Genomic DNA, 21,604 nt, shown 5'->3' on the forward strand with positions numbered 1-21,604 from the left:
GGGGGTACCACAGTGCACTCCCTTGTCAGGCCACGCTTGGCTGCCGGATCACTTGAGGTTTACAGTCCGCCTCAAGGTCAATGCGCGCGCGGAGTGGAACATGAGAATAGGCGAACTGGCGAAACTCAGCGGGTTGGCGCCATCGCGCATCCGTTTCTACGAAGCGAGCGGGCTGATCAAATCGGTCACGCGCAAGGCCAACGGTTATCGGGACTATGCGCCGGAGGCAGCGGGGATGTTGCAACTGATCACGGGCGCACAGGCGGCAGGGTTTTCCCTGGAAGAAATCCGCCAATTGCTGCCGATGAATGCCGGCGGCTGGCAGCACGAGGCGTTGCTCGGTGGGCTCAAGCGCAAGGTCGAGGAAATCGAGCTGCTGCAGCAACGCTTGGCGCAGAATAAGGCCCAGTTGCTGCGGGTGATTGACGGCATCGAAGGCAAGCCTGAGGGCGTGGCGTGTGCGGACAATGCGCAGTTGTTGCTCAACCGCCTGCAGGATGAGCGCGAGAAAGCCGTGCACTGACCTGAAAAAAGCCATTGACCTTAAAGTTGGCTTTAATCTTATGGTGGTCCCACGCCAACTGAGGACTGCTCCATGAATCTGTTCGACCCCCTGTTGTTACCCAACGGTTCGACCATCAACAACCGCATCGCCAAAGCCGCCATGGAAGAGAACATGGCGGACGCCGACCAGGCGCCTTCCGCCGAGCTGCTGCGTCTCTACCAGGCCTGGGCCGACGGCGGTGCGGGCCTGATCATCACCGGCAACGTGATGGTTGACGGCCGCGCCATGACCGGCCCCGGCGGCGTGGTGTTGCAGGATGAGCAGCAACTGGCCAAGTTTAAGCGCTGGGCGCAAGTGGGGCGCGCAGGTGGCGCGCAATTCTGGTTGCAGATCAATCATCCTGGCCGACAGATGCAGGCCAACCTGGGGCAACAGACCTGGGCACCGTCTGCGGTTGCCATGGACCTGGGCACGTTATCCAAACACTTCAGCCGGCCCCAGGCGATGACCGCCGAGATGATTGCCGAGGTTATCCAGCGGTTTGCGCGCACCGCAAGCTTGGGCGAACAAGCCGGCTTTACCGGTGTGGAAATCCACGCAGCCCATGGTTATTTGTTGAGTCAGTTCCTCTCGCCGTTGAGCAATCAACGCACAGACGCGTGGGGCGGCGCCCTGGAAAACCGCGCGCGGCTGTTGCTCGATATCGTCAGGGCAGTACGCGCGGTGGTTAGCAGGGAATTTGCGGTGGCGGTCAAGCTCAACTCCGCCGATTTCCAGCGCGGCGGGTTTACCGCCGATGACGCCAAGCAGGTGGTTGAATGGCTCAACGACCTGGGTGTGGACCTGGTGGAATTGTCCGGTGGCAGTTACGAAGCGCCCGCCATGCAGGGGGACGCGCGGGACGGCCGCACCCTGGCGCGTGAGGCTTATTTCGTTGAGTTTGCCCATGACATCCAGACAGTCGCCAGGATGCCGGTGATGGTCACCGGCGGGATCCGTCGACGTCCGGTGGCTGAAAGCGTGGTGCACGGCGGCGTGGACATGGTGGGCATCGGCACCGCGTTGGCGATTGACCCGCAACTGCCGCGTGCGTGGCTTGAAGGCAAAGACACCGCGCCAGAGCTGCCGCCGATCACCTGGAAAAACAAAGCCTTCGCCTCCTTGGCCAATATGGCGCTGGTCAAGTTCCAACTGCGCAAACTCAGCCAGCGCAAGCAGCCTGATACGGGCGTATCACCGTTACGCGCCTTGATCGAGCAACAACTGGGCAACGCTTTGCGCACGCGGCAGTATCGGCGCTGGATCGCCAAGCGTAGCGCGTAGGCGGTGGTCAGGACGGGGTCAATTGCGCCGCTGCAACCTTCACCCGCGTCGCGCGTCGCGCCATTACCCAGGCCAGCACCGGCGCCAGGGTAAACAGGGCAAACAACCAGAGTGCCGCGTTAGCGATGCCGGCATTGCCGGTTGCGTCGTTGATACCCGCCACGTTGGAAATTACCCCGGCCAATGCCGCGCCAAGGGCCATGGCGAACAGCTGCAAGGTGGTGATCGACGCGGCGGCCGTGTCCTTGTCCTGCTCCGACGCCACTTGCAGGATGCGCGTGAGCAGGTGCGGCCAGCCCAGGCCGATGCCGAAGCCGACCAGGAACAGCCCCAGGCAGATCGGCGCCAGCCTCGCCCATTCACCCAGACTTTCCACCGGCGTGGTGATGGCCAACAGCACCAGCCCGGCCACGATAAACAGCGGCCCCGCGAGGATCGCGCGCTGTGCGCTGCGGCCGCTCCAGCCGGAGCTGAGGATTTCCGACACGGTCCAGCCGGCCGCCATCAGCGCCGCCATGTAGCCGGCAACCAACGGTGATTGGCCATGCAGGTGTTGCAGGAAATACGGCATGAAAATCTCGCTGCTCATGCCGATCACCAGCAGGCAAGTGGTTGCATACAGCGCGCACAGCGGGGCGTCGAACTTCAGTGCGTCCTTGGGCAGCAGCCGTATGGTCGCGGTGGATTCGTGGCGGACCAGTGCATAGACCAGCACGGCGCACACTGCGATGCCCAGCAGGTTCCAGCTCGGCAGCGCCGACACGCTGCCTGCGCACACGGCCAGCACGGCGGCGGCCAACAACACCAGTTGCGGTACCGGCAAGCGGGTCGGCGTGCTCGCCGTGGCGTCGCGTGGCGGTAGCGCCCGGTGGGTGAGCACCATATAGGCAAGGCTTATCGGCACCATGGCGCCAAAGGCGAAACGCCAGGCATCCATCTCGGCGAACACGCCACCGACCGCCGGGCCGACCAGCGTAGCGACGCCCCACATGCCCGATACCAGTGCCATCGCCCGCGGCCATAAGCGCTCTTCGAACACCAGCTGGATCATCGAGTAACACAAGGCCAGCAACATGCCGCCGCCCAACCCCTGAATCAAACGCCCGACCAGCATCACCGGCATGTTTGGCGCCAAGGCGCAGATCAGCACGCCAACCATAAAGATCAGCGTGGCGAGGGTGTATGCCAGTCGAGGTCCTGTACGTTGCAGCAGCTTGGAGGTGAGGGCTGAGCCGATGATCGAGGCCACCACGTACAGGGTGGTGCTCCACGCATACAGGGCCAGACCGCCGATTTCGGCGACCACCGACGGTAGAATGGTCGTGGCGATATAGGTGTTGGTGGCATACAGCGCAATGCCGCCGGAGAGGGCGATGGAACGGGGGGCATTCTTGCCCCGGAGCAACTCGCTCCAGCTGCTGTCTTGGGTGTGCATCGACGATTCCTTGTGCCGCTGTCCGGCTTGGGTTAATTTGCCAAGCAATTGCTTTGAATATTGCGACGAGGCTGTTTATTTTGTCAAGAAATGACTTGGAATATTCTCCGGTGTCGCCGGCGGAGCGTTTGCTGCACCTGCTCAAAACCCGTGGGCCACAGTTGGCCAGTGATGCTGGCGAGTTCCTCGGCACCACCGGTGAAGCGGCACGCCAGCAGTTGGTGAAGCTGGCGGCCAGTGGATTGGTCGAGGCGCGCTCCGAGGTGCGTGGGGTAGGGCGCCCGACCCAGGTTTGGCAGCTCACGGCGACGGGGCACGCGCGCTTTCCCGATACCCATTCCGAACTCACCGTGCAACTGTTGCAGACCGTGCGCGAGACCTTTGGTGAAGAGGCTATTGAGCGTTTGATTGACGTGCGCGAGCGCCAGACCCAGGCCCTTTATGAACGTGAGATGCAGGGCGTCAGCGGCCTCAAAGCGCGGGTCGAGAAACTGGCGGCACTGCGCACGCGTGAAGGTTATATGGCCCAGTGCAGCGAGCAGCCGGACGGTGCCCTGATCCTGGTAGAGAACCACTGCCCGATCTGCGCAGCGGCTACTGCGTGCCAAGGGTTTTGCCGCGCAGAATTGCAGGTGTTCGAGCAGGTGCTACAGGCCAAGGTCGAGCGCGTGGAGCATATTCAGTTGGGCGCGCGGCGGTGTGCTTATCGGATTCACTGAACGCGCCGCCGATTAAATGTGGGAGCTGGCTTGCCTGCGATAGCCATCGGTGTCTACACAGCTATTGAAGGTATCCACATTCCCCTGTGGCGAGCGGGCTTGCCCCGCGTTGGGCTGCGAAGCAGCCCTGAAATCAGGCGCTGCTTTTTTCAGAAAGAACGCGGCGGCATTACTGGGGCCGCTGCGCAGCCCAACGCGGGGCAAGCCCGCTCGCCACAACAGCCCGTTCAGCCTGTAGCATCGCAGCGGTGCGACGATTCGGCACGTCAGCTCCCTTCTCCCAGTGCTACCGCTACCTCTTTGGCCACCTCGATAAACGCCCGCGCCGCCGCACTCTGGTACACACCTTTGCGCTGCATCAACACCGCCGTGCGCTGCAACCGTTGCGGCCCCAGTTCAATGGCTACCAACTCGGGATGCGCCCGTGCAATCGCGGCCGGCAGTAGCGTCGACAGCGTGGTCTGGCGCACCACCTCGATCAATGCGCCAATCACATTGGCCTCCATCACCACGCGTGGGCGGATGCCGTGTTGGTTGCAGTAGCGGTCGATCTGCTCGCGGGTGGCGAACTCCTTGCTGAGCAAGATCAGCGATTCGCTATTGAGCGCCTGCAGCCCAATGGCAGCCTCGCCCGCCAACGGGTGTTGGCTGCCGACCACCAACGCCAGGGTTTCCACCAGCAGCGGGTAGCTGTCGATGTCGGGTGCGTGCGCTTGATCAAAGGCAATGCCCACATCCAGCTCGTCAGCCAGCAACTGGTTCTCCATCTGCTCCTGGGCGACTTCGCGCACGTTCAACGTGATGTTTGGGTAGCGGCGGTGGAAGGCTTCCACCAGTGGCCCCACCAGGTAGGTGGTGAAGGTGGGCGTGACGGCAATCCTCAGCGTCCCACGGCTCAAATCGCCCACGTCATGGATCGCACGCTGGCCTTCCTGCAGTTCCTGCGCCGCCCGTAACGCATAGCGCAGGTAAACCTCACCCGCGTCGGTCAGACGCGTCTTGCGCCCTGAGCGATCAAACAACTGCGCGCCGAGGCTTTCCTCCAACTGCCGCACTTGCTGCGACAGCGCTGGCTGCGAGACATGCAGGGCCGTCGCCGCCTTGGTAAAGCCCTGATGCTCTGCGACAGCAAGGAAGTAATGAATATGGCGCGCCAGCATGCTTGTACTCATAAGATTATCTGATGTGCTTGATCGTATATGAGACTTTTACCTTATTTAAGTGGCTGCGTAACCTTTGCTTCATCGCATCGCGAACCAAAGGAGTCACCCATGCAAGACATCATCGACGGTTTCCTGAAGTTTCAACGTAATGCCTTCCCCGAGCGTGCCGGCCTGTTCAAAGACCTGGCCAACCAGCAGAGCCCGCGGGCGCTGTTCATCTCCTGCTCCGACAGCCGCCTGGTACCAGAGTTGGTCACGCAGCGCGAGCCGGGCGACCTGTTCGTGATCCGCAATGCCGGCAATATCGTGCCGTCCTACGGCCCCGAGCCGGGCGGTGTGTCGGCCTCGGTGGAGTACGCCGTCGCCGCCTTGCAAGTCAGCGACATCGTGATCTGCGGCCATTCCGATTGCGGCGCCATGACCGCCATCGCCACCTGCAAATGCCTGGACCACATGCCCGCCGTGGCCGGCTGGTTGCGCTACGCCGACTCCGGCCGGGTGGTCAACGAGGCCCGCCAGCATGTCGACCAGCACGCCAAAGTCGCCTCCATGGTGCGCGAAAACGTCATCGCGCAATTGGCCAATATCCAGACGCACCCTTCAGTGCGCCTGGCCCTCGAAGAAAAACGCGTAACGCTGCACGGCTGGGTCTACGACATCGAAAGTGGCTGCATCCAGGCCTTCGATGGCCGTACCGGCCAGTTCGTCGCCCTTGCCGACAACCCGACTGCGCGCGCCGTTTCCTACTAACACCTTCCTTTTTACCCACGGAGATAACCCCATGATCCAGTCGCAAATCAGCCAGACCACTCGCCTTGCCCTGACCGACGTCATCCTCTTGGCTAAAGCCCGCAAAGACCTGTCGTTCGCGCAGATCGCCGAAGGCACCGGCCTGCACGAGGCCTTTGTTACCGCCGCCTTGCTCGGCCAGCACCCACTGCCGGCCAGTGCCGCTCAAGCCGTTGCCGACACCCTGGGCCTGGATGCGGATGCCGTGCTCCTGCTGCAAACCATCCCGGTGCGCGGCAGCATCGGCAACGGCATCCCGACCGACCCGACTATCTACCGTTTCTACGAAATGATTCAGGTCTATGGCACCACGCTCAAGGCGCTGGTCCACGAGAAGTTTGGCGACGGCATCATCAGCGCGATCAACTTCAAGCTGGACGTCAAAAAGGTTGAAGACCCGGACGGTGGCTCCCGCGCCGTGATCACCCTGGATGGCAAGTACCTGCCGACCAAACCGTTCTGATCAGCTGAGTAACGGCCCGGCGCTGCAAGGCGCTCGGGCCACGGCAGCGATATTGAGGTCGCAGTTATGGATTTGATCTTTCGTCATGTACGCATCGACGACGCACAGCCGCTGATGGATGTGATTCTTGATCTGCCCGCGCGGTTGAGGGTGCTCAAGCGCGGGAAGATCGTGGCAATGTCGATATGTCAGCGGTCGGTGGTTTTCTGATCCTGCGTACTCAGCCTGCCCAGAAACCCCGTAATCAACCCCACCACCTGCTGCTGAATCACCGCCCGTGGCCGACCACCCTCGCCATCGCGGCAAATCATGCCATCGCCCGGCGAGCGTTCCTCAATCAACGCGATTGCGCCCGGTTTGCAGATCGACATAAAGCTGAAGTGCGTGGCGTCGCTGATTTCCACGTACTGCGTCGTGGCTTTTGGCAGGCGCTTGACCAGGTTGGCGGATTCCAGGTTGGGGTCCATATCCTCGGTTGGCACGCCACCTGCGATAACCAGCGCAGGCACCTTGAATGCCGCCAGGCTGGCGTCGGTCATGCCGCGTGACAGGCCCAGGTCCAGAGACACGATGGCGGTGACGCGTTTGTCGCTCAAGTCCGCAGCCAGACGCGCTTTGCCGTCGGGTGTCGCGGCGGGGTTCATCTCATGGTAGCCGATGCAACCGCCCAGCTTCGGGTGGGCGGCGCAGTCGCGGCTGAACAGGTCATGGTCGAAGCGCGCGCCGGCGATTTCCAGTACGGTCCAGCCGCCGAGGGAATGGCCGACGGCGGCAATCTGTTGGTTCGCCACCGCGCCAAATTGCTTGGGTTGAGCCAGCACCGCGTCGATGGCGCGGCTCAGGTCGGCCGGGCGTTGCCATAGCTGTGCGGCGGCTTGCGGGTTGCGGTCCTTGGTGGTGGTGCCGGGGTGGTTGACCGCCGCGACGATGTAACCTTTGTGCGCCAATGCACTGGCCAGCCACACCTGCTTGCCCCAGTTGCCGCCGTAACCGTGGGACAGCACCACCAGCGGATGCTCGCCCGCAGCCGGCGGCGCGTCGGGCACGGCGAGGGCGCCGATGAAGACCGCGTTGTCGGCGATCAACTTGGGTTTGGCCGTGGTGGTAGCGGGGTACCACACCACCAACTCCAGCGCGCGATTGTTGTGCGCATCGGGCAGGGTGGTGGTTTTGAAACCGACCGAGCTTTCGTCGGCGAAAGCGGGGGCGGCCAGGCAGAGCAGGAACAGCGCGCGTAGAGCGGTTTTCATTGTTGTTATCGTCCTTGATTTAGGTAGCGAATCATCACCTGAAACCCTGTGGTCTGCACATCCCCTGTTTGCAGTTAATACCCGCCCCGTTGGGGATCGTTTCGCTAGCCCGTTCGTCTGTCAGTGTTTGAGATTAATCGCCTGTGCCACCTTGGTATTGGCCAACCCAGCCCCATAACTACCCTCGTATCCACTGAGGGCGCAGACCATGACCAACCCAACCGAAACCGCCATCCTTGCCGGCGGCTGCTTCTGGGGCATGCAAGACCTGTTGCGGCGCTATCCTGGTGTACTCAGCACGCGTGTCGGCTACACCGGCGGCGATGTGCCGAATGCCACGTACCGCAACCACGGCAACCATGCCGAAGCCATCGAGATCGTGTTTGACCCGGCGGTGATCAGTTATCGGCAGATTCTGGAGTTCTTTTTCCAGATCCATGACCCGAGCACGCCTAACCGCCAGGGCAATGACACGGGGCCCAGCTATCGCTCGGCGATTTATTACTTGAGTGAGCAGCAGCGCGATATTGCCGAAGATACGGCGGCCGACGTGGACGCGTCGAAGCTGTGGCCTGGTCGAGTGGTCACCGAGATTGAGCCGGCAGGGCCGTTCTGGGAGGCGGAGCCTGAGCATCAGGATTATCTGGAGCGGATACCGAATGGGTATACCTGCCACTTTATTCGGCCGAACTGGAAGCTGCCGAAGCGGGCTTGAGGGCCGCCGAGATGATCGTTGCAAAATGTGGGAGCTGGCTTGCCTGCGATTACAGTGTGTCAGTCAATAAATTAGTTAACTGATCCTCCGCCATCGCGGGCAAGCCCGCTCCCACAGGGTTTTGTGTTTGATCGTTAGCCGGCGGCCTCGCGCTCCAGCAGCCTGTCCATCAATAACACCCCCAACTCACTCAACTGGTGAATCGCCAGCGCCACGTCGCGCTGTTTTCCCGTCAAATCTTCTGACAGGTCGAGCAGCAAGGCGGTGACTGAGGAAAAGGTTTCGTAGCTGTTGGTGATCAGGGTTTCGTTGCTGGCGTCGGCCGCGACGTTGAACAGCGCAGGCGGTGGCATAGCCGGGTCGGCTTTTGGATTGAGGTAGTGATCAATTGCGCGATGCGCGGCCTGATTGAGTTTCAGGTCCGGTTCGCTGGGAGGGTTCGGCGTTATTTTGAACATGTGTGTTGTACCTGATTAGGGCCGACACCTTTTCGCTACTAAACGAAAGGGTGGCAGCTGTGCACAGGTTAGTAGACCGGGGAAACACACAAAGCCGGCGCGCCCGAGGACGCCCTGCGCACAGCCACCATCAAGCACAGACAAAAACATCTGAGAGATGAGGCTCATGCACTTTATGTTGTCACTCGGGCTACTAAACCCGATCACTGAGTTGTCAGCGACCGAGCAACCTTAGAGACGCCCACCACAGCGCACAAGCCGGCGGATTCTGACGCAAGCGTAGGCAATGGAGCAAGGCGCTGTGGCTTCGGACTTTCCTGTTTCAGGCTTCGTTGTAGGACATGAGCCTTACGCCGAACAAAATGTGGGAGCTGGCTTGCCTGCGATTACGGTGTGTCAGTCAATAAATTAGTTAACTGATCCTCCGCCATCGCGGGCAAGCCCGCTCCCACAGGGTTTTGTGTTGGTGGGTTGATCAGGCTTTGGCCACACCTACCCGCCACTGCGCGGGCGGCAGCAGCCCATTCACCAGGTAATTACCCACGATCCGCGACTTGTACACCCGCGGGTTATGGTTCGCCAACGTGCGCGCATTGCGCCACAACCGATCCAAGGCCTTGTTGCTGGCCGTGGCGCTGGCGCCCAATGCATCGAACAACCCGGTGGTCGCCGCCAACGTTGCATCCACCACGGGATTGACCGCCAGGCACACCTCCAGCTCGGCCAGTGCAACCTGCGCGTCGTCGTCATTGAGCGGCCGGTCATGCGCAATCACATACTGCGCCGTCTGATCCAGGCGCTGCGCCGCGTGCTGGGTGATGGCCTGTGCGGCGTAGGCTTGGCTGGCGACTTCGCCAATCACTTGCAGCAACTGCACATCCTGGGCTGCGGTGTCGGCGTTGCCGGTGGTGAAGGTGCGGGCGCGCTGGCTGAGTTCTGCGGCGCCACTGAGCGCGGCGCGGCGGGCGATGCCGGCCAGGGTGGCAAGGTGGTAGATCTGGTAGAACGACTGGCCATAGGCGAAGCGTTGGGTGGTGGGGCGCACATCGTCATCCACCACCGGTGCGTTGTCGAAGATGCAGGTGCCGCTGGCGGTGAGGCGTTGGCCGAAGCCATTCCAGTCGTCGATGATCTGCACACCGGGCGCCTTGAGGTCGACCACCAGGCTGTACACCACGCCGTCTTCACCGGTGGCTACGGTGTTGATCAGGTCACTGTAGAGCGCGCCGGTGGTGTAGAACTTTTTGCCGCTGATGCGCAGTGTGCCATCGGTGTGGCGGTGCAGGCGGGTGCCGAAATCGCCACGGGCCTGGTTGCCGACTTCGGTGCTGCCGGGGGAAAGCAGGGCGCCTTGGCCGAGGCGGTCGAGCCATTGGGCGCGCCAGTCGCGGTCTTTGGCACACAGCACGTCTTCGCAAAAGCCAAAATGCCCGCGCAGTGCCTGGGTGATGTTGGAGTCGGCGGCGGACAGTTCTGTCAGCAGCGCAAGCAGTTCAGCGAAGGTCGCGCCTTGCCCGCCGTAACTGACTGGCAATCGCCAGCGTGGCAAACCCAGAGCGTTGAGCTGTTGGATCACTGTCGCCAGGCTGGCGCGTGTCTGATCCGCCTCGGCAGCGTGTGCAAGGATCTGCGCAAAAAGCGGGCGAAACGGAGCGGCCAGTTGTTCGTAACGGGCGGAGGGCGCAGTGCCCCAGATATTCAATACGGGAGTCGACATGCAATGGACCTTGCAGAAAGGGTTTCAGGCGCGGGGTCCAGTGGTCTGGTGGCGTCACCCTAACTCAGTGGGCAGCAAACTTTTAATACGAAAAATAGCTAACCCACTGTTCGGCGGTTCTATCGATAGTGCACAACAGTATTAAACCCGGCGCTTTTATTGCGTTAGCTTCTACGGGCGCCACGCTCGGCGACTGCCAAAACCCTTCTCTCATTGCCAGACTGCACGCCCACAGATGGTTGAGTCAGCCATTAACTGTGTGGATTCCTCCTATGATCAATCGTCGTAATTTGCTTGCCGTGCTGGGCCTGGCCTCGCTGACACTGCATGGCCCATCGGTGTGGGCGGCAGCGCCGCAGACCCTGACGGTGGGTGACCAGTTCTTCTCCAATCGCATCGTCCTGGAGCTGTCCGGCGAGCTGAAAGACCTGCCGTATCAAATCGACTTCAAACGCTTCAATACCGGCTCCCCGGTGGCCTCGGCGGTCGCCAGTGGCGCGCTGGACGTGGGCATTGTCGGCGATACGCCGGTGATCAGCCTCGCCGCCAATGGCGCGCCGGTGAAAGTGGTCGCCAGCACCCAGACCAGCCTTGATGGCGTGGGCATTGTGGCGCGCAAAGGGATTCATTCGGTGGCCGAGCTCAAAGGCAAAACGGTGGCGATCTGGAACGGCTCCTGGAGCCAGCAGCTGGCCTACAAGGCGCTGGATGAGGCCGGTGTGCCGCGCACCAGCGTGACCTTCAAATACCTGCTGCCGGCCGAAGCCAGCCTGGCGCTGAGCCAGGGCGACATCGATGCCTTCGGCACCTGGGAGCCCTACGTGTCGTTGCAGGAAAAAGAGGGCAACACCCTGATCCGCAATGCCAAAGGCTTGATGAGCGCGCCGACCTACATCGTTGCGTATGAGCCGGCGCTGGCGCAGAAACGCGCGATTATCAAGGATTTTGTTGCGCGTCTCACCCGTGCGCGAGTGTGGAGCAGCAGCCACGTTGATGAGTACGCCCAGGCGTGGTCGAAGGCCAACCAATCCGCGCCGGAGATTGCCAAGGTGTGGTTCAAGCGCGATGCGATCAAGGTGCTGCCGATCTCCCCGACCATTGTCAGCGAAGCCCAGGCCACGGCGGATTTCCTGGTCGATGCGCAAATGCTCAAACAGCCTTATGTCGTGACGCCCTTGTTTGATCAGGCCTTTTAAACACGGGGGAAACACGCGCTAATAGTCTTAAGCGCCTGTTGATACGGGGGCTGAGCTAGGGTTTTTTGTTCCGGTTGGCGCCGGAATAAAAAATTCACTAGCATCAGTATGGAGTAGCCAGTAGGCTACAGGTGAGACTTTGACCAATACGATCGGCAGGACGCCGGAGTTTGATACATGGCTCGACGGTATGAAGGACCTTTGGGGCAAAACGGCGGTGCTGACGCGCCTGGACCGCGCCGAAGAAAACAATTTTGGCGATTGCGAGCCAGCCGGTGACGGCCTGAGTGAAATGCGTGTATTCGTCGGGCCTGGCTACAGAATTTACTTTGTACGCACGGGCATCACGGCTTACCTGATGCTGTGGGGCAGTGATAAAACCGACCAAAAAAGAGGCATAAAACGGGCAAAAGAGATTCTCGATGCCCTGAGAGGTAGGTGAAATGAGCAATTCGACATTCAAACCCGAGGACATGCCGATCCTCGATCTTGATACATCCGGCACCAGCGTCTACGAAGCTTCGCGCTTCCTCGACAACCCCGAAATCATCAGCGCTTATCTGGCGCAAAGCATGAAGTCCCAAGACCCACACATCCTCATGAAGGCACTGGCCGAGGTCGCCAAGGCCCAGGGTGTAAACAAGGTGGCCGAGGCGGCGGGCGTCAATCGCGAGAGCTTGTACAAAACCCTCAAGGGCGGCTCCAAGACACGTTTTGAAACGATCAAAAAGCTGATGCTGGCGTTAGGCGTTGAGCTGACTGTGCAGCCTGTCGCAGCGGGCGCAAACAAAAAATTGCCACGGCACAACGGACAATAATCAGCAACTGTCAGTTTTCACAGTATCTTTCCCCTTGAAGTCATGGTGTTGTCACACGCTGATGCGAACGTTCATCCGCCAAAGAACATAGGGCACCTGCCTACGCCTGAGTGGTACTTCAAGGAGATTTAATCATGAGGGTCGTGACCTCAGGCTCTGCTTATCTGGATATTGACGCGTACGCCTGTTGCATTGCCTATGCCGAGCTGCTCAACCACCAGGGTATTCAAGCGCGGGCGGTGAGCAGCGCGCCGCTCAATTTCAGCGTTTGCGCCAGTGTGCTTGGTTGGAAGGCCTCGCTGGACGATTACCAACCCGGCGCCGACGATGAGTTCGTGTTGGTGGATGTCTCCGACTACCATCATTTTGACCCGGTCGTGGTACTCGATCAGGTGTGCGAAGTGATTGACCATCATCCAGGCTTTGAAATCCACTGGGCGCGGAAGCTGGGTGCGGATGCTGATATCCGGCCAATCGGTGCCGCGGCAACGCTGGTTTTCCAGCGTTGGGAAAGGTCCGGCCTGCTGCCGCAGATCAGCCGGCACAGCGCTGCGTTATTGGCCACGGCGATTCTGGACAATACCCTGAACTTCACCGGAAAAATGACCGCATCCCTGGATATCTGGGCCTACGAGGTGCTGGCGCGGCGGGCGGGGCTGACGGCGGATTGGCCGCAGCGTTATTTCAGCGAATGCCAGGCTGCGATCGAAGCCGACCTTGAGGTCGCCATGGCGGCTGATATGAAACACATGACGGCCACGCGCAACCTGCCGCAGCTCATTGCGCAAATGACGGTGTGGGATGCGCAGGGGTTGCTTGAACGGCACCACGCAGCCATTGAACAATGGCTGGCGGCGCAAGGTGAGGACTGGCTGTTGAACGCTATCAGCATCCGCGAGCGCAAGAGCTATTGGTTGGCCGAGCCTTCTCTCAGCCAGCAGAAGCTGAGCCTGCTGCTGTCGCTCGATTGGCAAGGTACACAGGCCGTGCTTGGGCGTGCGATGCAGCGCAAGGAGCTGGTGAAGCTGGCCCTGGCTGCCGCACGCGAAGACCTCAGCGTACGAGGCAAGGCCGTTTGTTGTTGAAGGCCCAGCCCGGTATCAAAAACTGCATCGCCACGCTGTCGTCCCGCGCCCCAAGGCCCATGCCTTTGTACAGTTCGTGGGCCTTGGCCACGGCGTCCATATCGATCTCCACGCCCAGGCCCGGTTTACTCGGCACCTTGACGTAGCCACCCTCGATTTTCAGCGGTTCCCGGGTCAGGCGTTGGCCGTCCTGCCAGATCCAGTGGGTGTCGATCGCAGTGATGTCTCCCGGCGCGGCGGCGGCCACCTGGGTGAACATCGCCAGGGAAATATCAAAGTGGTTATTGGAGTGCGAGCCCCAGGTCAGGCCCCACTCATTGCACATTTGCGCCACGCGAACCGAGCCTTGCATCGTCCAGAAGTGCGGGTCGGCCAGGGGAATATCCACCGATTGCAACTGGATCGCGTGGCCCATTTCACGCCAGTCGGTGGCAATCATGTTGGTCGCGGTTTTAAGCCCGGTGGCACGGCGGAATTCGGCCATGACTTCGCGGCCCGAGTAGCCGTTTTCTGCGCCACAGGGGTCTTCGGCGTAGGCCAGCACGTGGTGTTGATCGCGGCATAGGCGGATCGCTTCTTTCAGTGACCATGCGCCGTTCGGGTCGAGGGTGATGCGTGCGTCCGGGAAGCGCTCGGCCAAGGCCGTCACCGCTTCGATTTCTTCATCGCCACTCAATACGCCGCCTTTGAGCTTGAAGTCGTTGAAGCCGTATTTGGCTTTGGCGGCTTCGGCCAGGCGCACCACGGCCTCGCTGGTCAGGGCTTTTTCATGGCGCAGGCGGAACCATTCGTCATCGGCGTCCGCCTCGTTGCGGTAGGCCAGGTCGGTGGCCGTGCGATCACCGACGTAGAACAGGTAGCCGAGCATTTTTACTGCGTCACGCTGTTGGCCTTCGCCCAGCAGGGCCGCTATGGGCACTTCGAGGAATTGACCGAGCAGGTCGAGCAGGGCGGCCTCCATGGCGGTGACGGCGTGGATGGTGATGCGCAGGTCGAAGGTTTGCAGCCCACGGCCGGCGGCGTCCCTTGATGCAAAGGTGGTGCGCATCTGGTTGAGGATGCGCTGGTATTGGCCGATGGGTTGGCCGATCACCAGGCTGCGGGCGTCCTCCAGGGTTTCGCGGATGCGCTCGCCACCGGGCACTTCACCGACACCGGTGTTGCCCGAACTGTCCTTGAGGATGACGATATTGCGGGTAAAAAATGGCCCATGGGCGCCGCTCAGGTTCAGCAGCATGCTGTCGTGGCCGGCGACGGGAACGACTTGGAAATGGGTGACGACGGGCGTGGTCATGGCAGGATCCTAATAAGCTTAAAGAGGTTTGCTGATAGCGGTGCCTGTTGCTGCAACGCTCGGCGGCGCCAGCACGGCAGAAGGCGAAGTCTTGGCAAAAAACACCAGGATGGCCGCCAGCACCGAGGTGCCGGCCAGGCCATACAGGCCGCCCTGGATCGAACCGGTGGTCTGCTCCAGAAAGCCGAAGGTCGTAGGCGCCACGAAGCCGCCCAGGTTGCCGATGGAGTTGATCAGCGCGATCACGGCAGCGGCGATGCGCACATCCAGGTAACCCTGTGGGATTGGCCAGAACAGCGAGGACGCGGACTTGAACCCGATGGCCGCAAAGCAGATCGCGACAAAGGCGAAGATCGGCCCGCCGGTGGTGGACATGAACATGCCGACGGCGGCAATCAACAGCGCGGCGGCGACCCAGGCTTGCTGGAACTTGAACTTGCCCGACAGCGCGGCGAAGGCGTACATGGCGATGATCGAGATCAGCCACGGGATCGAGTTGAAGAAGCCGACCTGCACGTCGCTCAGATCGCCCATCTTCTTGATGATGCTCGGCAGCCAGAAGGTCGCGGCGTAGATCGTCAGCTGGATGCAGAAGTACAAGGCGCAGAACAGCAGGATCTGGCGGTCCTTGAGCAGCTTGGCAATGGTCGGTTTGATGGTGGTCAGCGCCTCACGCTCGCGCTGTTCCTGGTCGATGGCGCCCACCAGTGCGTCCTGTTCTTCGTGGGTCAGCCATTGGGCGTCGTGGGGTTTGGAGTCGAGCCAGAACCACACAAAAAAGCCCAGCGCCACAGAAGCCAGGCCTTCGATGGCAAACATCCATTGCCAGCCGTGAAACCCGAACCCTTCTATCTGCAGAAGTGCCCCCGACAGCGGGCCGGAGATCAGCGACGCAACCGCCGAGCCACTGAGGAAGATGGCGATGGCTTTACCGCGCTCCACGCCGGGCAGCCAGCGCGTGAAGTAGTAAATCACCCCAGGGAAAAACCCCGCCTCGGCCACGCCCAGCAGAAAGCGCAGGACGTAGAACTGGGTTTCGTTCTGGATGAACGCCATCAGCGTGGCGACGATGCCCCAGGTGAACATGATGCGGGTCAGCCAGATGCGCGCACCGACCTTTTGCAGCAGCATGTTGGAGGGCACTTCAAAGAGCGCGTAGCCGATGAAAAACAACCCGGCGCCCAAGCCGTAGGCGGCCGCGCCGATACCCAGGTCATGCTCCATGTGCGTGCGCACGAAGCCGATATTGACCCGGTCGATGTAGTTGAGAATAAACATGATCACGAACAGTGGGAGCACGTGGCCCTTCACTTTGCTCACGGCGCGCGTGAGGACCGAATCACGTTCTGGAGCGGCAGATGCCTGGTTTGAATTGTTCACAATTGAAAAACTCCCCCTGATTTATTTTTATGCGGGTTTGCGTGTTTTGTTACCAGACATCATACAAGTGGATTTCTTGAGTTCGCAATGCACCTGCAACTGTTTTTGTTCTTATAAGGCTGCTGATTGGGTATGTGTTTTGGTTATTTATCTAGCGTTTGTTGGGTGTGTAGATCGATCACCGATGTAATTATCGCGATCTTTACCTTCACGCACAGCCCGCAAGGGCCAGCGAGCATTGCGTCATTCTGGTTGGTTGTCATACAAGCTGGAGGCTTTGTGAATCAAGCCAGCGCCTACTCGGGGCAGGGTGTTAAGCTCCCCTCAGCCAACCCCGTGGACCCATAGTGATGCCCATTGAAAGCGCAAACCCTGTGCGTAAACGTTCCAATAACCTCGCCCAAGGTGTGGTCGAGGCGCTGACCCAGCGCATCCTGCTGGGCCAGCTCAAACCCGGTGAAAAATTGCCGTCCGAGTCCAGCATCGTGCTGGAGCATGGCGTGAGCCGCACAGTGGTGCGCGAGGCGATCTCCAAGCTGCAGGCGTCGGGGTTGGTGGAGACGCGTCACGGCATCGGCACCTTTGTGTTGGCGCAGCACGCCCAGCAAGGTTTGCGTTTGCATGTGGACACGGTCGCCAGCGTGCGTAACATGCTCGAGCTGCGCCTGGGCCTGGAGGTGCAAGCCGTGGCTTTGGCCGCGCTGCGCAGGAGCGACGAACAGCTCGCACACATGCGCCAGGCGCTGGACGATTACCAGGCCTCGCTGGCCAGCAACGACAGCTGTGTGGAAGAGGACAAGCGCTTTCATCAACTGATCGCCGAGGCCACCGGCAATACCTTTTTTACCGAAATCATGCTGCACCTGGGCAGTGCGATGATCCCGCGCACCCAGGTCAAGGGCGTCGAACGCGGCGGGGCCGACTTCGCCAAGCTGGGGCAGTTGGCGAACCTTGAGCATGAGGCAATCTTCAATGCCATCAAGCGCCAGGACCCGGACGCGGCGCGGGCCGCCATGGTGCTGCACCTGACCAACAGCCGGGACCGGTTTTCCGGGGAATGACAAGGAACCACCGTTGAACGAACACACATTGTCCATGCGCCTGGAGCGCGTGGCCGCCAACGTGCCCGCCGGCGCGCGCCTGGCCGACATCGGCTCGGACCACGGCTACCTGCCGGTGGCCTTGATGCGCCGTGGCGTGATCACGGCAGCGGTGGCGGGGGAAGTGGCGACCACGCCCTTTTACGCAGCCCAACGCACCGTGCGCGACAATGGCCTGGAGCAACACATCAGCGTGCGCCTGGCCGATGGCTTGGCGGCGATTGAGCCGGGCGATGGGATCACCGCGATCAGCGTCTGTGGCATGGGCGGCGAGACGATCCGCGACATCCTCGACAACGGCAAGGTGCACCTCAGCGGCCAGGAACGCCTGGTCCTGCAACCCAATGGTGGCGAGCAACCCTTGCGCCAATGGCTGATGGACAACGGCTATCGCATCCTCAGCGAAGAGTTGCTGCGGGAAAACCGCTTTTACTACGAGATCATCGTGGCCGAGCGCACAGGCGCCGTGACCTATACCAATGAGCAGCTGTACTTTGGCCCGTTGCAAATGCAAGCCCGCAGCCCGGAGTTCCTGGCCAAGTGGCAGCGGATGCTGCGCCAGAAGCACAAGACCCTGGCCAGTTTTGAGCAGGCACGCCAGGCGGTGCCGGAGCAAAAACTGCAAGAAATTGCCCAGCAGGCGCGGTGGATTACCGAGTTGCTGGCGTGAAGTGACTTGTAACTTTTCCTACGCATGTGCAAGGATCTGCCCATGACTCAATTTTCGCAAAGCAACCGCCATCATTCCCACGGACCTTCCTTCAGGTGCCGTGGTTGCTTGCGCTCACTGATTGACCAGACCCACTGATCACTCAATGAACCCCACCCAAGGCGCCTATGGCGCCTTTTTTATTGCCTGCAAACACTGGAGATTCAACCCATGACAATGCTACGTGGAACCCGAATGGTCACCGGCAAAGAAGCCGCAACGATGCGTGAAGTAGAAGGCCGTTTCCGGAGCTATCTTCATCGAAGCGGGCGCTGAAGAAGTCATCGTGCCGGCTCTTTGGGGCCAGGACACGTTTATCGAAAAAACCGGCGGCAGTGAAATCATCGGGCAGATGTGGGCCTTCGATGACAAGGCGGGCCGCAAGTGCTGCCTGATCCCGGAAGCCACTGCGCTGTTCCAGGAGCGCAACGCCGACTTGCTCGAGGGGCGCGCGGCGGCGATGTTTTTTTACGTGGCGCGGTGTTATCGCTATGAGCGGCCGCAAGCCGGCCGTTATCGTGAGTTCACTCAACTGGGGCTGGAGATTCTAAGCCCTGACCCTGGGTTGGCGTTGCAGCGCAGCCAGGCCCTGTGTACTGGGTTTCTGGACACGCTGGGGCTCGACTATGCGCTGAACCTGGCCGTGAAACGTGGGCTGAGTTACTACCTGGAGGGCAACGGCTTTGAGGTGCGCTGCCCGGCATTGGGTGCGCAACAGCAAGTCGTGGGCGGCGGGGCTTACCGTGAAGGCGCGGGCTTCGGTATCGGGCTTGAGCGGTTGGTGCTGGCGTTGGCGTGAAGCACCAGGCGTCTCCCAGTGGGAGGCGCCTGCTTTGCTGGCCTCGAATATGCTCCAATAGCCGCCTTCTTTTGCTGACCCAGGAACCCTGCCATGGCCGAGACCACCGACCAAGCCTTCTACGACCGCGCAGATGCGCATATCGAACTGTCGAACGAGCAGCTCAAGACCTGTGAAAACCTCGGTGAGGTCAGCGCCTCGATGATGTTCGGCACCACGCGCTTCAATGCCTGGGCCAGCGCCCGCAACTTCAAGTCCGGCGCCGAGATGGCCGAGGCCCGTGAGGCGATGCTGAAGTATTTCTGTGATCAGTACAGGATGATGCTTGAGGATAACCTGGATGATCACATCAATAATTTCAGTCAGTACATGCGGGTGAAAGTGGCGGACTAAGAGGGTGGTGGGGGAGGGGCTGTGTGCTGGGCAGCCCACAGTTACCGTTTCACTCTCGTCATTGAGTGTTTTTGCCCCGTTTTTGCGCACGCCCGCGCACTTTTTGATTGCCGCACCGCCTATCTCCGGCCCCTCCTGCAACGGCCCGTATCTTGCTAGAACCAAGCTAATCAATGACATGGCATTTTGCTTCTAGTCATTTCCAGCTTGTTTTTGGGAGCGGTCGGCCATGCACACTCTTTTATCACCCGGTATTCATTTGCTCGGCCGTCTCGGTTTTGCGCGCAAATTCCAGGTGCTGTTTTTCCTGTTCATGCTGCCCCTGGCCGGGAGCCTCTGGATGATTGGCTCGGACTATCGCGGCAAATTGAACGTGATTACCAGCGAGCAGTCCGGCGTGCACCAACTGCTGGCCCTGGACACGCTCGATGGCCAATTGACTGCGCAACGCAACCTGGCCGCGCGCTGGAAAGCATTGGATATCCTCCACACCCCAACCCCTGCCGCCCAGGCAGCAATGGACAAAGTGGATGCAGGCAACCCGATGATTATGCAAAGCCTGCAAGGCTTGGGTGAAGCACTCAAAGCCCGCAACGCCAGCGCCGACACGCTTGCGCGGTTCGAGGCATTGCAGGCGGCGGTCAAGGGCATGGACACCCAGTCCCTGCGCACCGTGGGCTGGTGGCCGGACGGCTACGACCGTTTCACTGCTGCGTTGACGGCGCTGCAAACCTTGCGCGAGCAAATCACTCTGGATACTGGCCTGATCCTCGATCCGTGGCTGGAAACCTACCTGCTGATGCAGATCTCCACCCAGCACACCCCGGACCTGATCGAGCGCATCGGTCGCACGGCCAGCGTCGGCCAGTCGTCCATCGCTTCGGGGCAGTTCACCTTGCAAAGCCGCTTGCAGATGCGCGACCTGCGCGGCCGTATTGGCGATGCACGTGACCAATTGGCCAAGGCCGCCGCTTCGCTCAAAGCCAAGCAATATCCTGGGATCGAGCCGTGGACGGCGCAATATGACAGCAGCCTGCTGCTTCTGGATAACGAACTAAAAACCTTGGATGAAGGCGTGTTTGGCGGCACCATCAAATTGGACACCGCCGCCTTCGACCGCAGCGTCGACAGCATGTTGGGCGCGTTGGGGGCGTTGCGCAGCCAGTCGCTTAACTCACTGGATACGCGCCTGAGTGACTACCGCGAGCGCTCGCTCCAGCACTTTATTCCGGTGGCGGCGACGTTCAGCCTGCTGGCCCTGGCCGCGTTGTACTTGTTTACCTGTCTGCAAGCCTCGATTCGCCGCAGCGCCAGTGGCATCACCACACTGGCCGAGTCGTTGCGCGACGGTAACCTGTGCGTCGAAGTGGCGGTAGAAGGGCGTGATGAATTAGCGGCCATCAGCCGGGCGCTCAACGTTGCCGTGGTGCAATTGCGCACCAGCCTGCTGGGCGTCAATCACGAAACCCAGCAACTCGGTTCTGCCGTACTCACACTTAACGCGCAGTCAGGCAGCACCCTCACCGAGGTGGAAGACCAGCAACACCAAATCAGCCAGATTGCGGCCGCCGCGACCCAATTGGCCGCCACCTCCATGGGCGTAGCCAAGAGTTGCGAACAAGCCTCGGGCAGCGCGCAGCACACAAGGCGCATCGCCGAAGACAGCAGCCGCGACAGCCAGCGCACCACGGCAAGTATCCAACAGCTCAACCAGCGCCTGACCGACACCGCCAACGCCCTGGAACAGGTCAGCCAGCAGGGCCAGCAGATTCAATCGGTGGTCGACACCATTCGCGGCATCGCCGAACAGACCAACTTGCTGGCGCTCAACGCGGCCATCGAGGCTGCGCGTGCGGGCGAGCAGGGCCGTGGGTTTGCCGTGGTGGCCGATGAAGTGCGCAGCCTGTCGCAACGCACCCAGGCGTCCACCGCACAGATCGCCGGCACCGTGGACAGTTTGCGCGCGACTGTCAGCCAGGCGGTCAGCCTGATGGGCACGGCGTGCGACCAGGCACTGACCGACGCCGAATCCGTCACCGGCCTGGGCACCCGCCTGGGCGAAATTGCCGGTGCGGTGCAACACGTCACCGACACCCTGGCGCAGATCGCGGCTGCGGTGGAAGAACAGGCTGCAACGGCCGATGAGGTCAGCGGCAATATCCAGCAGGTCGACCAGGCGGCGGGGCGCTTGCTGGACGGCGCACGGGCGGTGAATCAGGCGGCCGATACCTTGCGCAAGGGCAGCCTGGCGCTGAGTGATAACACGGCGCGCTTTCGATTGGGCTGACGCGCG

General features: G+C 61.0%; 22 protein-coding genes. 15 read left to right on the top strand and 7 right to left on the bottom strand.

Annotated elements, in window-relative coordinates; translation table 11 throughout:
* The first annotated feature begins 100 nt into the window (after positions 1 to 100).
* Together ACQY47_RS24480 and ACQY47_RS24485 are read left to right on the top strand one after the other, a co-directional pair.
* On the top strand, positions 101 to 523 hold the full coding sequence (locus ACQY47_RS24480; protein WP_395600786.1) for a MerR family transcriptional regulator: 423 nt from the start codon (positions 101 to 103) through the stop codon (positions 521 to 523).
* 72 nt (positions 524 to 595) lie between these two features.
* Complete coding sequence (locus tag ACQY47_RS24485; RefSeq protein WP_428552621.1) at positions 596 to 1,828, top strand: NADH:flavin oxidoreductase/NADH oxidase family protein; 1,233 nt, start codon at positions 596 to 598, stop codon at positions 1,826 to 1,828.
* A gap of 7 nt (positions 1,829 to 1,835) precedes the next feature.
* Here the strand turns inward: ACQY47_RS24485 and ACQY47_RS24490 are convergent, their stop codons facing one another.
* The gene (locus tag ACQY47_RS24490; protein WP_428552624.1) at positions 1,836 to 3,263 is read right to left on the bottom strand and encodes an MFS transporter; all 1,428 of its coding nucleotides are present in this window, start codon (positions 3,261 to 3,263) and stop codon (positions 1,836 to 1,838) included.
* A 95-nt stretch (positions 3,264 to 3,358) separates the two neighbouring features.
* On the opposite strand from ACQY47_RS24490, the gene ACQY47_RS24495 reads away from it, so the two are divergent.
* The gene (locus ACQY47_RS24495) at positions 3,359 to 3,982 is read left to right on the top strand and encodes a helix-turn-helix transcriptional regulator (RefSeq protein ID WP_017136975.1); all 624 of its coding nucleotides are present in this window, start codon (positions 3,359 to 3,361) and stop codon (positions 3,980 to 3,982) included.
* Between the two features lie 266 nt (positions 3,983 to 4,248).
* Here the strand turns inward: ACQY47_RS24495 and cynR are convergent, their stop codons facing one another.
* Positions 4,249 to 5,142: a transcriptional regulator CynR gene (cynR, locus tag ACQY47_RS24500; protein WP_428557386.1), complete on the bottom strand. Its 894-nt coding sequence runs from the start codon at positions 5,140 to 5,142 to the stop codon at positions 4,249 to 4,251.
* 111 nt (positions 5,143 to 5,253) lie between these two features.
* On the opposite strand from cynR, the gene ACQY47_RS24505 reads away from it, so the two are divergent.
* Positions 5,254 to 5,895 (top strand): carbonic anhydrase, encoded by a 642-nt coding sequence (locus ACQY47_RS24505; protein ID WP_017136973.1) that lies wholly within the window; start codon positions 5,254 to 5,256, stop codon positions 5,893 to 5,895.
* 31 nt (positions 5,896 to 5,926) lie between these two features.
* Positions 5,927 to 6,397, top strand: coding sequence for a cyanase (gene cynS, locus ACQY47_RS24510; protein WP_138451189.1), 471 nt, complete (start codon positions 5,927 to 5,929; stop codon positions 6,395 to 6,397).
* Positions 6,398 to 6,585: 188 nt separating this feature from the next.
* Here cynS and ACQY47_RS24515 read toward each other — a convergent pair whose 3' ends face one another.
* A complete protein-coding gene (locus ACQY47_RS24515) occupies positions 6,586 to 7,647 on the bottom strand; it encodes an alpha/beta hydrolase family protein (protein ID WP_428552629.1) in 1,062 nt (353 codons plus the stop codon).
* Between the two features lie 208 nt (positions 7,648 to 7,855).
* Here ACQY47_RS24515 and msrA point away from each other — a divergent pair, with 208 nt between their 5' ends.
* A complete protein-coding gene (gene msrA / locus ACQY47_RS24520; RefSeq protein WP_099548962.1) occupies positions 7,856 to 8,362 on the top strand; it encodes a peptide-methionine (S)-S-oxide reductase MsrA in 507 nt (168 codons plus the stop codon).
* 134 nt (positions 8,363 to 8,496) lie between these two features.
* Here msrA and ACQY47_RS24525 read toward each other — a convergent pair whose 3' ends face one another.
* Both ACQY47_RS24525 and ACQY47_RS24530 read right to left on the bottom strand, forming a co-directional pair.
* Positions 8,497 to 8,820 carry a DUF6124 family protein gene (locus tag ACQY47_RS24525; RefSeq protein ID WP_428552634.1) on the bottom strand — a complete coding sequence of 108 codons (324 nt, stop codon included), beginning with the start codon at positions 8,818 to 8,820 and terminating at the stop codon, positions 8,497 to 8,499.
* Positions 8,821 to 9,295: 475 nt separating this feature from the next.
* Positions 9,296 to 10,537, bottom strand: a complete 1,242-nt coding sequence (locus tag ACQY47_RS24530) for an acyl-CoA dehydrogenase family protein (protein ID WP_428552637.1) — start codon at positions 10,535 to 10,537, stop codon at positions 9,296 to 9,298.
* A 272-nt stretch (positions 10,538 to 10,809) separates the two neighbouring features.
* Between ACQY47_RS24530 and ACQY47_RS24535 the strand changes: the two genes are divergently transcribed.
* The 4 genes from ACQY47_RS24535 to ACQY47_RS24550 all read left to right on the top strand — a co-directional run bounded on the left by ACQY47_RS24535 (position 10,810) and on the right by ACQY47_RS24550 (position 13,636).
* Positions 10,810 to 11,733, top strand: a complete 924-nt coding sequence (locus tag ACQY47_RS24535) for an ABC transporter substrate-binding protein (protein ID WP_428552640.1) — start codon at positions 10,810 to 10,812, stop codon at positions 11,731 to 11,733.
* Between the two features lie 139 nt (positions 11,734 to 11,872).
* A complete protein-coding gene (locus ACQY47_RS24540; protein ID WP_428552643.1) occupies positions 11,873 to 12,175 on the top strand; it encodes a type II toxin-antitoxin system RelE/ParE family toxin in 303 nt (100 codons plus the stop codon).
* Between the two features lies 1 nt (position 12,176).
* A complete protein-coding gene (locus ACQY47_RS24545; RefSeq protein WP_428552646.1) occupies positions 12,177 to 12,551 on the top strand; it encodes an addiction module antidote protein in 375 nt (124 codons plus the stop codon).
* A 134-nt stretch (positions 12,552 to 12,685) separates the two neighbouring features.
* Positions 12,686 to 13,636 carry a DHH family phosphoesterase gene (locus tag ACQY47_RS24550; RefSeq protein ID WP_428552649.1) on the top strand — a complete coding sequence of 317 codons (951 nt, stop codon included), beginning with the start codon at positions 12,686 to 12,688 and terminating at the stop codon, positions 13,634 to 13,636.
* Here the strand turns inward: ACQY47_RS24550 and gudD are convergent.
* Together gudD and ACQY47_RS24560 are read right to left on the bottom strand one after the other, a co-directional pair.
* Positions 13,605 to 14,930: a glucarate dehydratase gene (gene gudD / locus ACQY47_RS24555; RefSeq protein WP_138451478.1), complete on the bottom strand. Its 1,326-nt coding sequence runs from the start codon at positions 14,928 to 14,930 to the stop codon at positions 13,605 to 13,607. The two genes, ACQY47_RS24550 and gudD, sit on opposite strands and share 32 nt — an antisense overlap.
* Before the next feature lie 18 nt (positions 14,931 to 14,948).
* Positions 14,949 to 16,310, bottom strand: coding sequence for an MFS transporter (locus ACQY47_RS24560; RefSeq protein ID WP_428552654.1), 1,362 nt, complete (start codon positions 16,308 to 16,310; stop codon positions 14,949 to 14,951).
* A gap of 350 nt (positions 16,311 to 16,660) precedes the next feature.
* Here ACQY47_RS24560 and ACQY47_RS24565 point away from each other — a divergent pair, with 350 nt between their 5' ends.
* From ACQY47_RS24565 to ACQY47_RS24585, 5 genes are all read left to right on the top strand, one after another.
* Positions 16,661 to 17,371, top strand: coding sequence for a FadR/GntR family transcriptional regulator (locus ACQY47_RS24565; protein ID WP_017136959.1), 711 nt, complete (start codon positions 16,661 to 16,663; stop codon positions 17,369 to 17,371).
* 13 nt (positions 17,372 to 17,384) lie between these two features.
* Entirely contained in the window at positions 17,385 to 18,080 is a 696-nt protein-coding gene (locus tag ACQY47_RS24570; protein ID WP_428552657.1) for a tRNA (adenine(22)-N(1))-methyltransferase, read from the top strand.
* Positions 18,081 to 18,372: 292 nt separating this feature from the next.
* Positions 18,373 to 18,918, top strand: a complete 546-nt coding sequence (locus ACQY47_RS24575; protein ID WP_428557387.1) for an ATP phosphoribosyltransferase regulatory subunit — start codon at positions 18,373 to 18,375, stop codon at positions 18,916 to 18,918.
* A gap of 93 nt (positions 18,919 to 19,011) precedes the next feature.
* Positions 19,012 to 19,311, top strand: coding sequence for a DUF3144 domain-containing protein (locus ACQY47_RS24580; protein WP_017136956.1), 300 nt, complete (start codon positions 19,012 to 19,014; stop codon positions 19,309 to 19,311).
* A 229-nt stretch (positions 19,312 to 19,540) separates the two neighbouring features.
* The gene (locus tag ACQY47_RS24585) at positions 19,541 to 21,598 is read left to right on the top strand and encodes a methyl-accepting chemotaxis protein (RefSeq protein ID WP_428552661.1); all 2,058 of its coding nucleotides are present in this window, start codon (positions 19,541 to 19,543) and stop codon (positions 21,596 to 21,598) included.
* Positions 21,599 to 21,604 lie beyond the last annotated feature (6 nt).

This window comes from Pseudomonas edaphica (genome assembly GCF_965277385.1).
Taxonomy (GTDB): domain Bacteria; phylum Pseudomonadota; class Gammaproteobacteria; order Pseudomonadales; family Pseudomonadaceae; genus Aquipseudomonas; species Aquipseudomonas edaphica.

Coding starts and splice junctions, on each gene's coding strand:
- ACQY47_RS24480 (WP_395600786.1), top strand. CDS start 101: ATGAGAATAGGCGAACTGGCGAAACTCAGCGGGTTGGCGCCATCGCGC.
- ACQY47_RS24485 (WP_428552621.1), top strand. CDS start 596: ATGAATCTGTTCGACCCCCTGTTGTTACCCAACGGTTCGACCATCAAC.
- ACQY47_RS24490 (WP_428552624.1), bottom strand. CDS start 3,263: ATGCACACCCAAGACAGCAGCTGGAGCGAGTTGCTCCGGGGCAAGAAT.
- cynR (WP_428557386.1), bottom strand. CDS start 5,142: ATGCTGGCGCGCCATATTCATTACTTCCTTGCTGTCGCAGAGCATCAG.
- ACQY47_RS24505 (WP_017136973.1), top strand. CDS start 5,254: ATGCAAGACATCATCGACGGTTTCCTGAAGTTTCAACGTAATGCCTTC.
- cynS (WP_138451189.1), top strand. CDS start 5,927: ATGATCCAGTCGCAAATCAGCCAGACCACTCGCCTTGCCCTGACCGAC.
- ACQY47_RS24515 (WP_428552629.1), bottom strand. CDS start 7,647: ATGAAAACCGCTCTACGCGCGCTGTTCCTGCTCTGCCTGGCCGCCCCC.
- msrA (WP_099548962.1), top strand. CDS start 7,856: ATGACCAACCCAACCGAAACCGCCATCCTTGCCGGCGGCTGCTTCTGG.
- ACQY47_RS24525 (WP_428552634.1), bottom strand. CDS start 8,820: ATGTTCAAAATAACGCCGAACCCTCCCAGCGAACCGGACCTGAAACTC.
- ACQY47_RS24530 (WP_428552637.1), bottom strand. CDS start 10,537: ATGTCGACTCCCGTATTGAATATCTGGGGCACTGCGCCCTCCGCCCGT.
- ACQY47_RS24535 (WP_428552640.1), top strand. CDS start 10,810: ATGATCAATCGTCGTAATTTGCTTGCCGTGCTGGGCCTGGCCTCGCTG.
- ACQY47_RS24545 (WP_428552646.1), top strand. CDS start 12,177: ATGAGCAATTCGACATTCAAACCCGAGGACATGCCGATCCTCGATCTT.
- ACQY47_RS24550 (WP_428552649.1), top strand. CDS start 12,686: ATGAGGGTCGTGACCTCAGGCTCTGCTTATCTGGATATTGACGCGTAC.
- gudD (WP_138451478.1), bottom strand. CDS start 14,930: ATGACCACGCCCGTCGTCACCCATTTCCAAGTCGTTCCCGTCGCCGGC.
- ACQY47_RS24565 (WP_017136959.1), top strand. CDS start 16,661: ATGCCCATTGAAAGCGCAAACCCTGTGCGTAAACGTTCCAATAACCTC.
- ACQY47_RS24580 (WP_017136956.1), top strand. CDS start 19,012: ATGGCCGAGACCACCGACCAAGCCTTCTACGACCGCGCAGATGCGCAT.
- ACQY47_RS24585 (WP_428552661.1), top strand. CDS start 19,541: ATGCACACTCTTTTATCACCCGGTATTCATTTGCTCGGCCGTCTCGGT.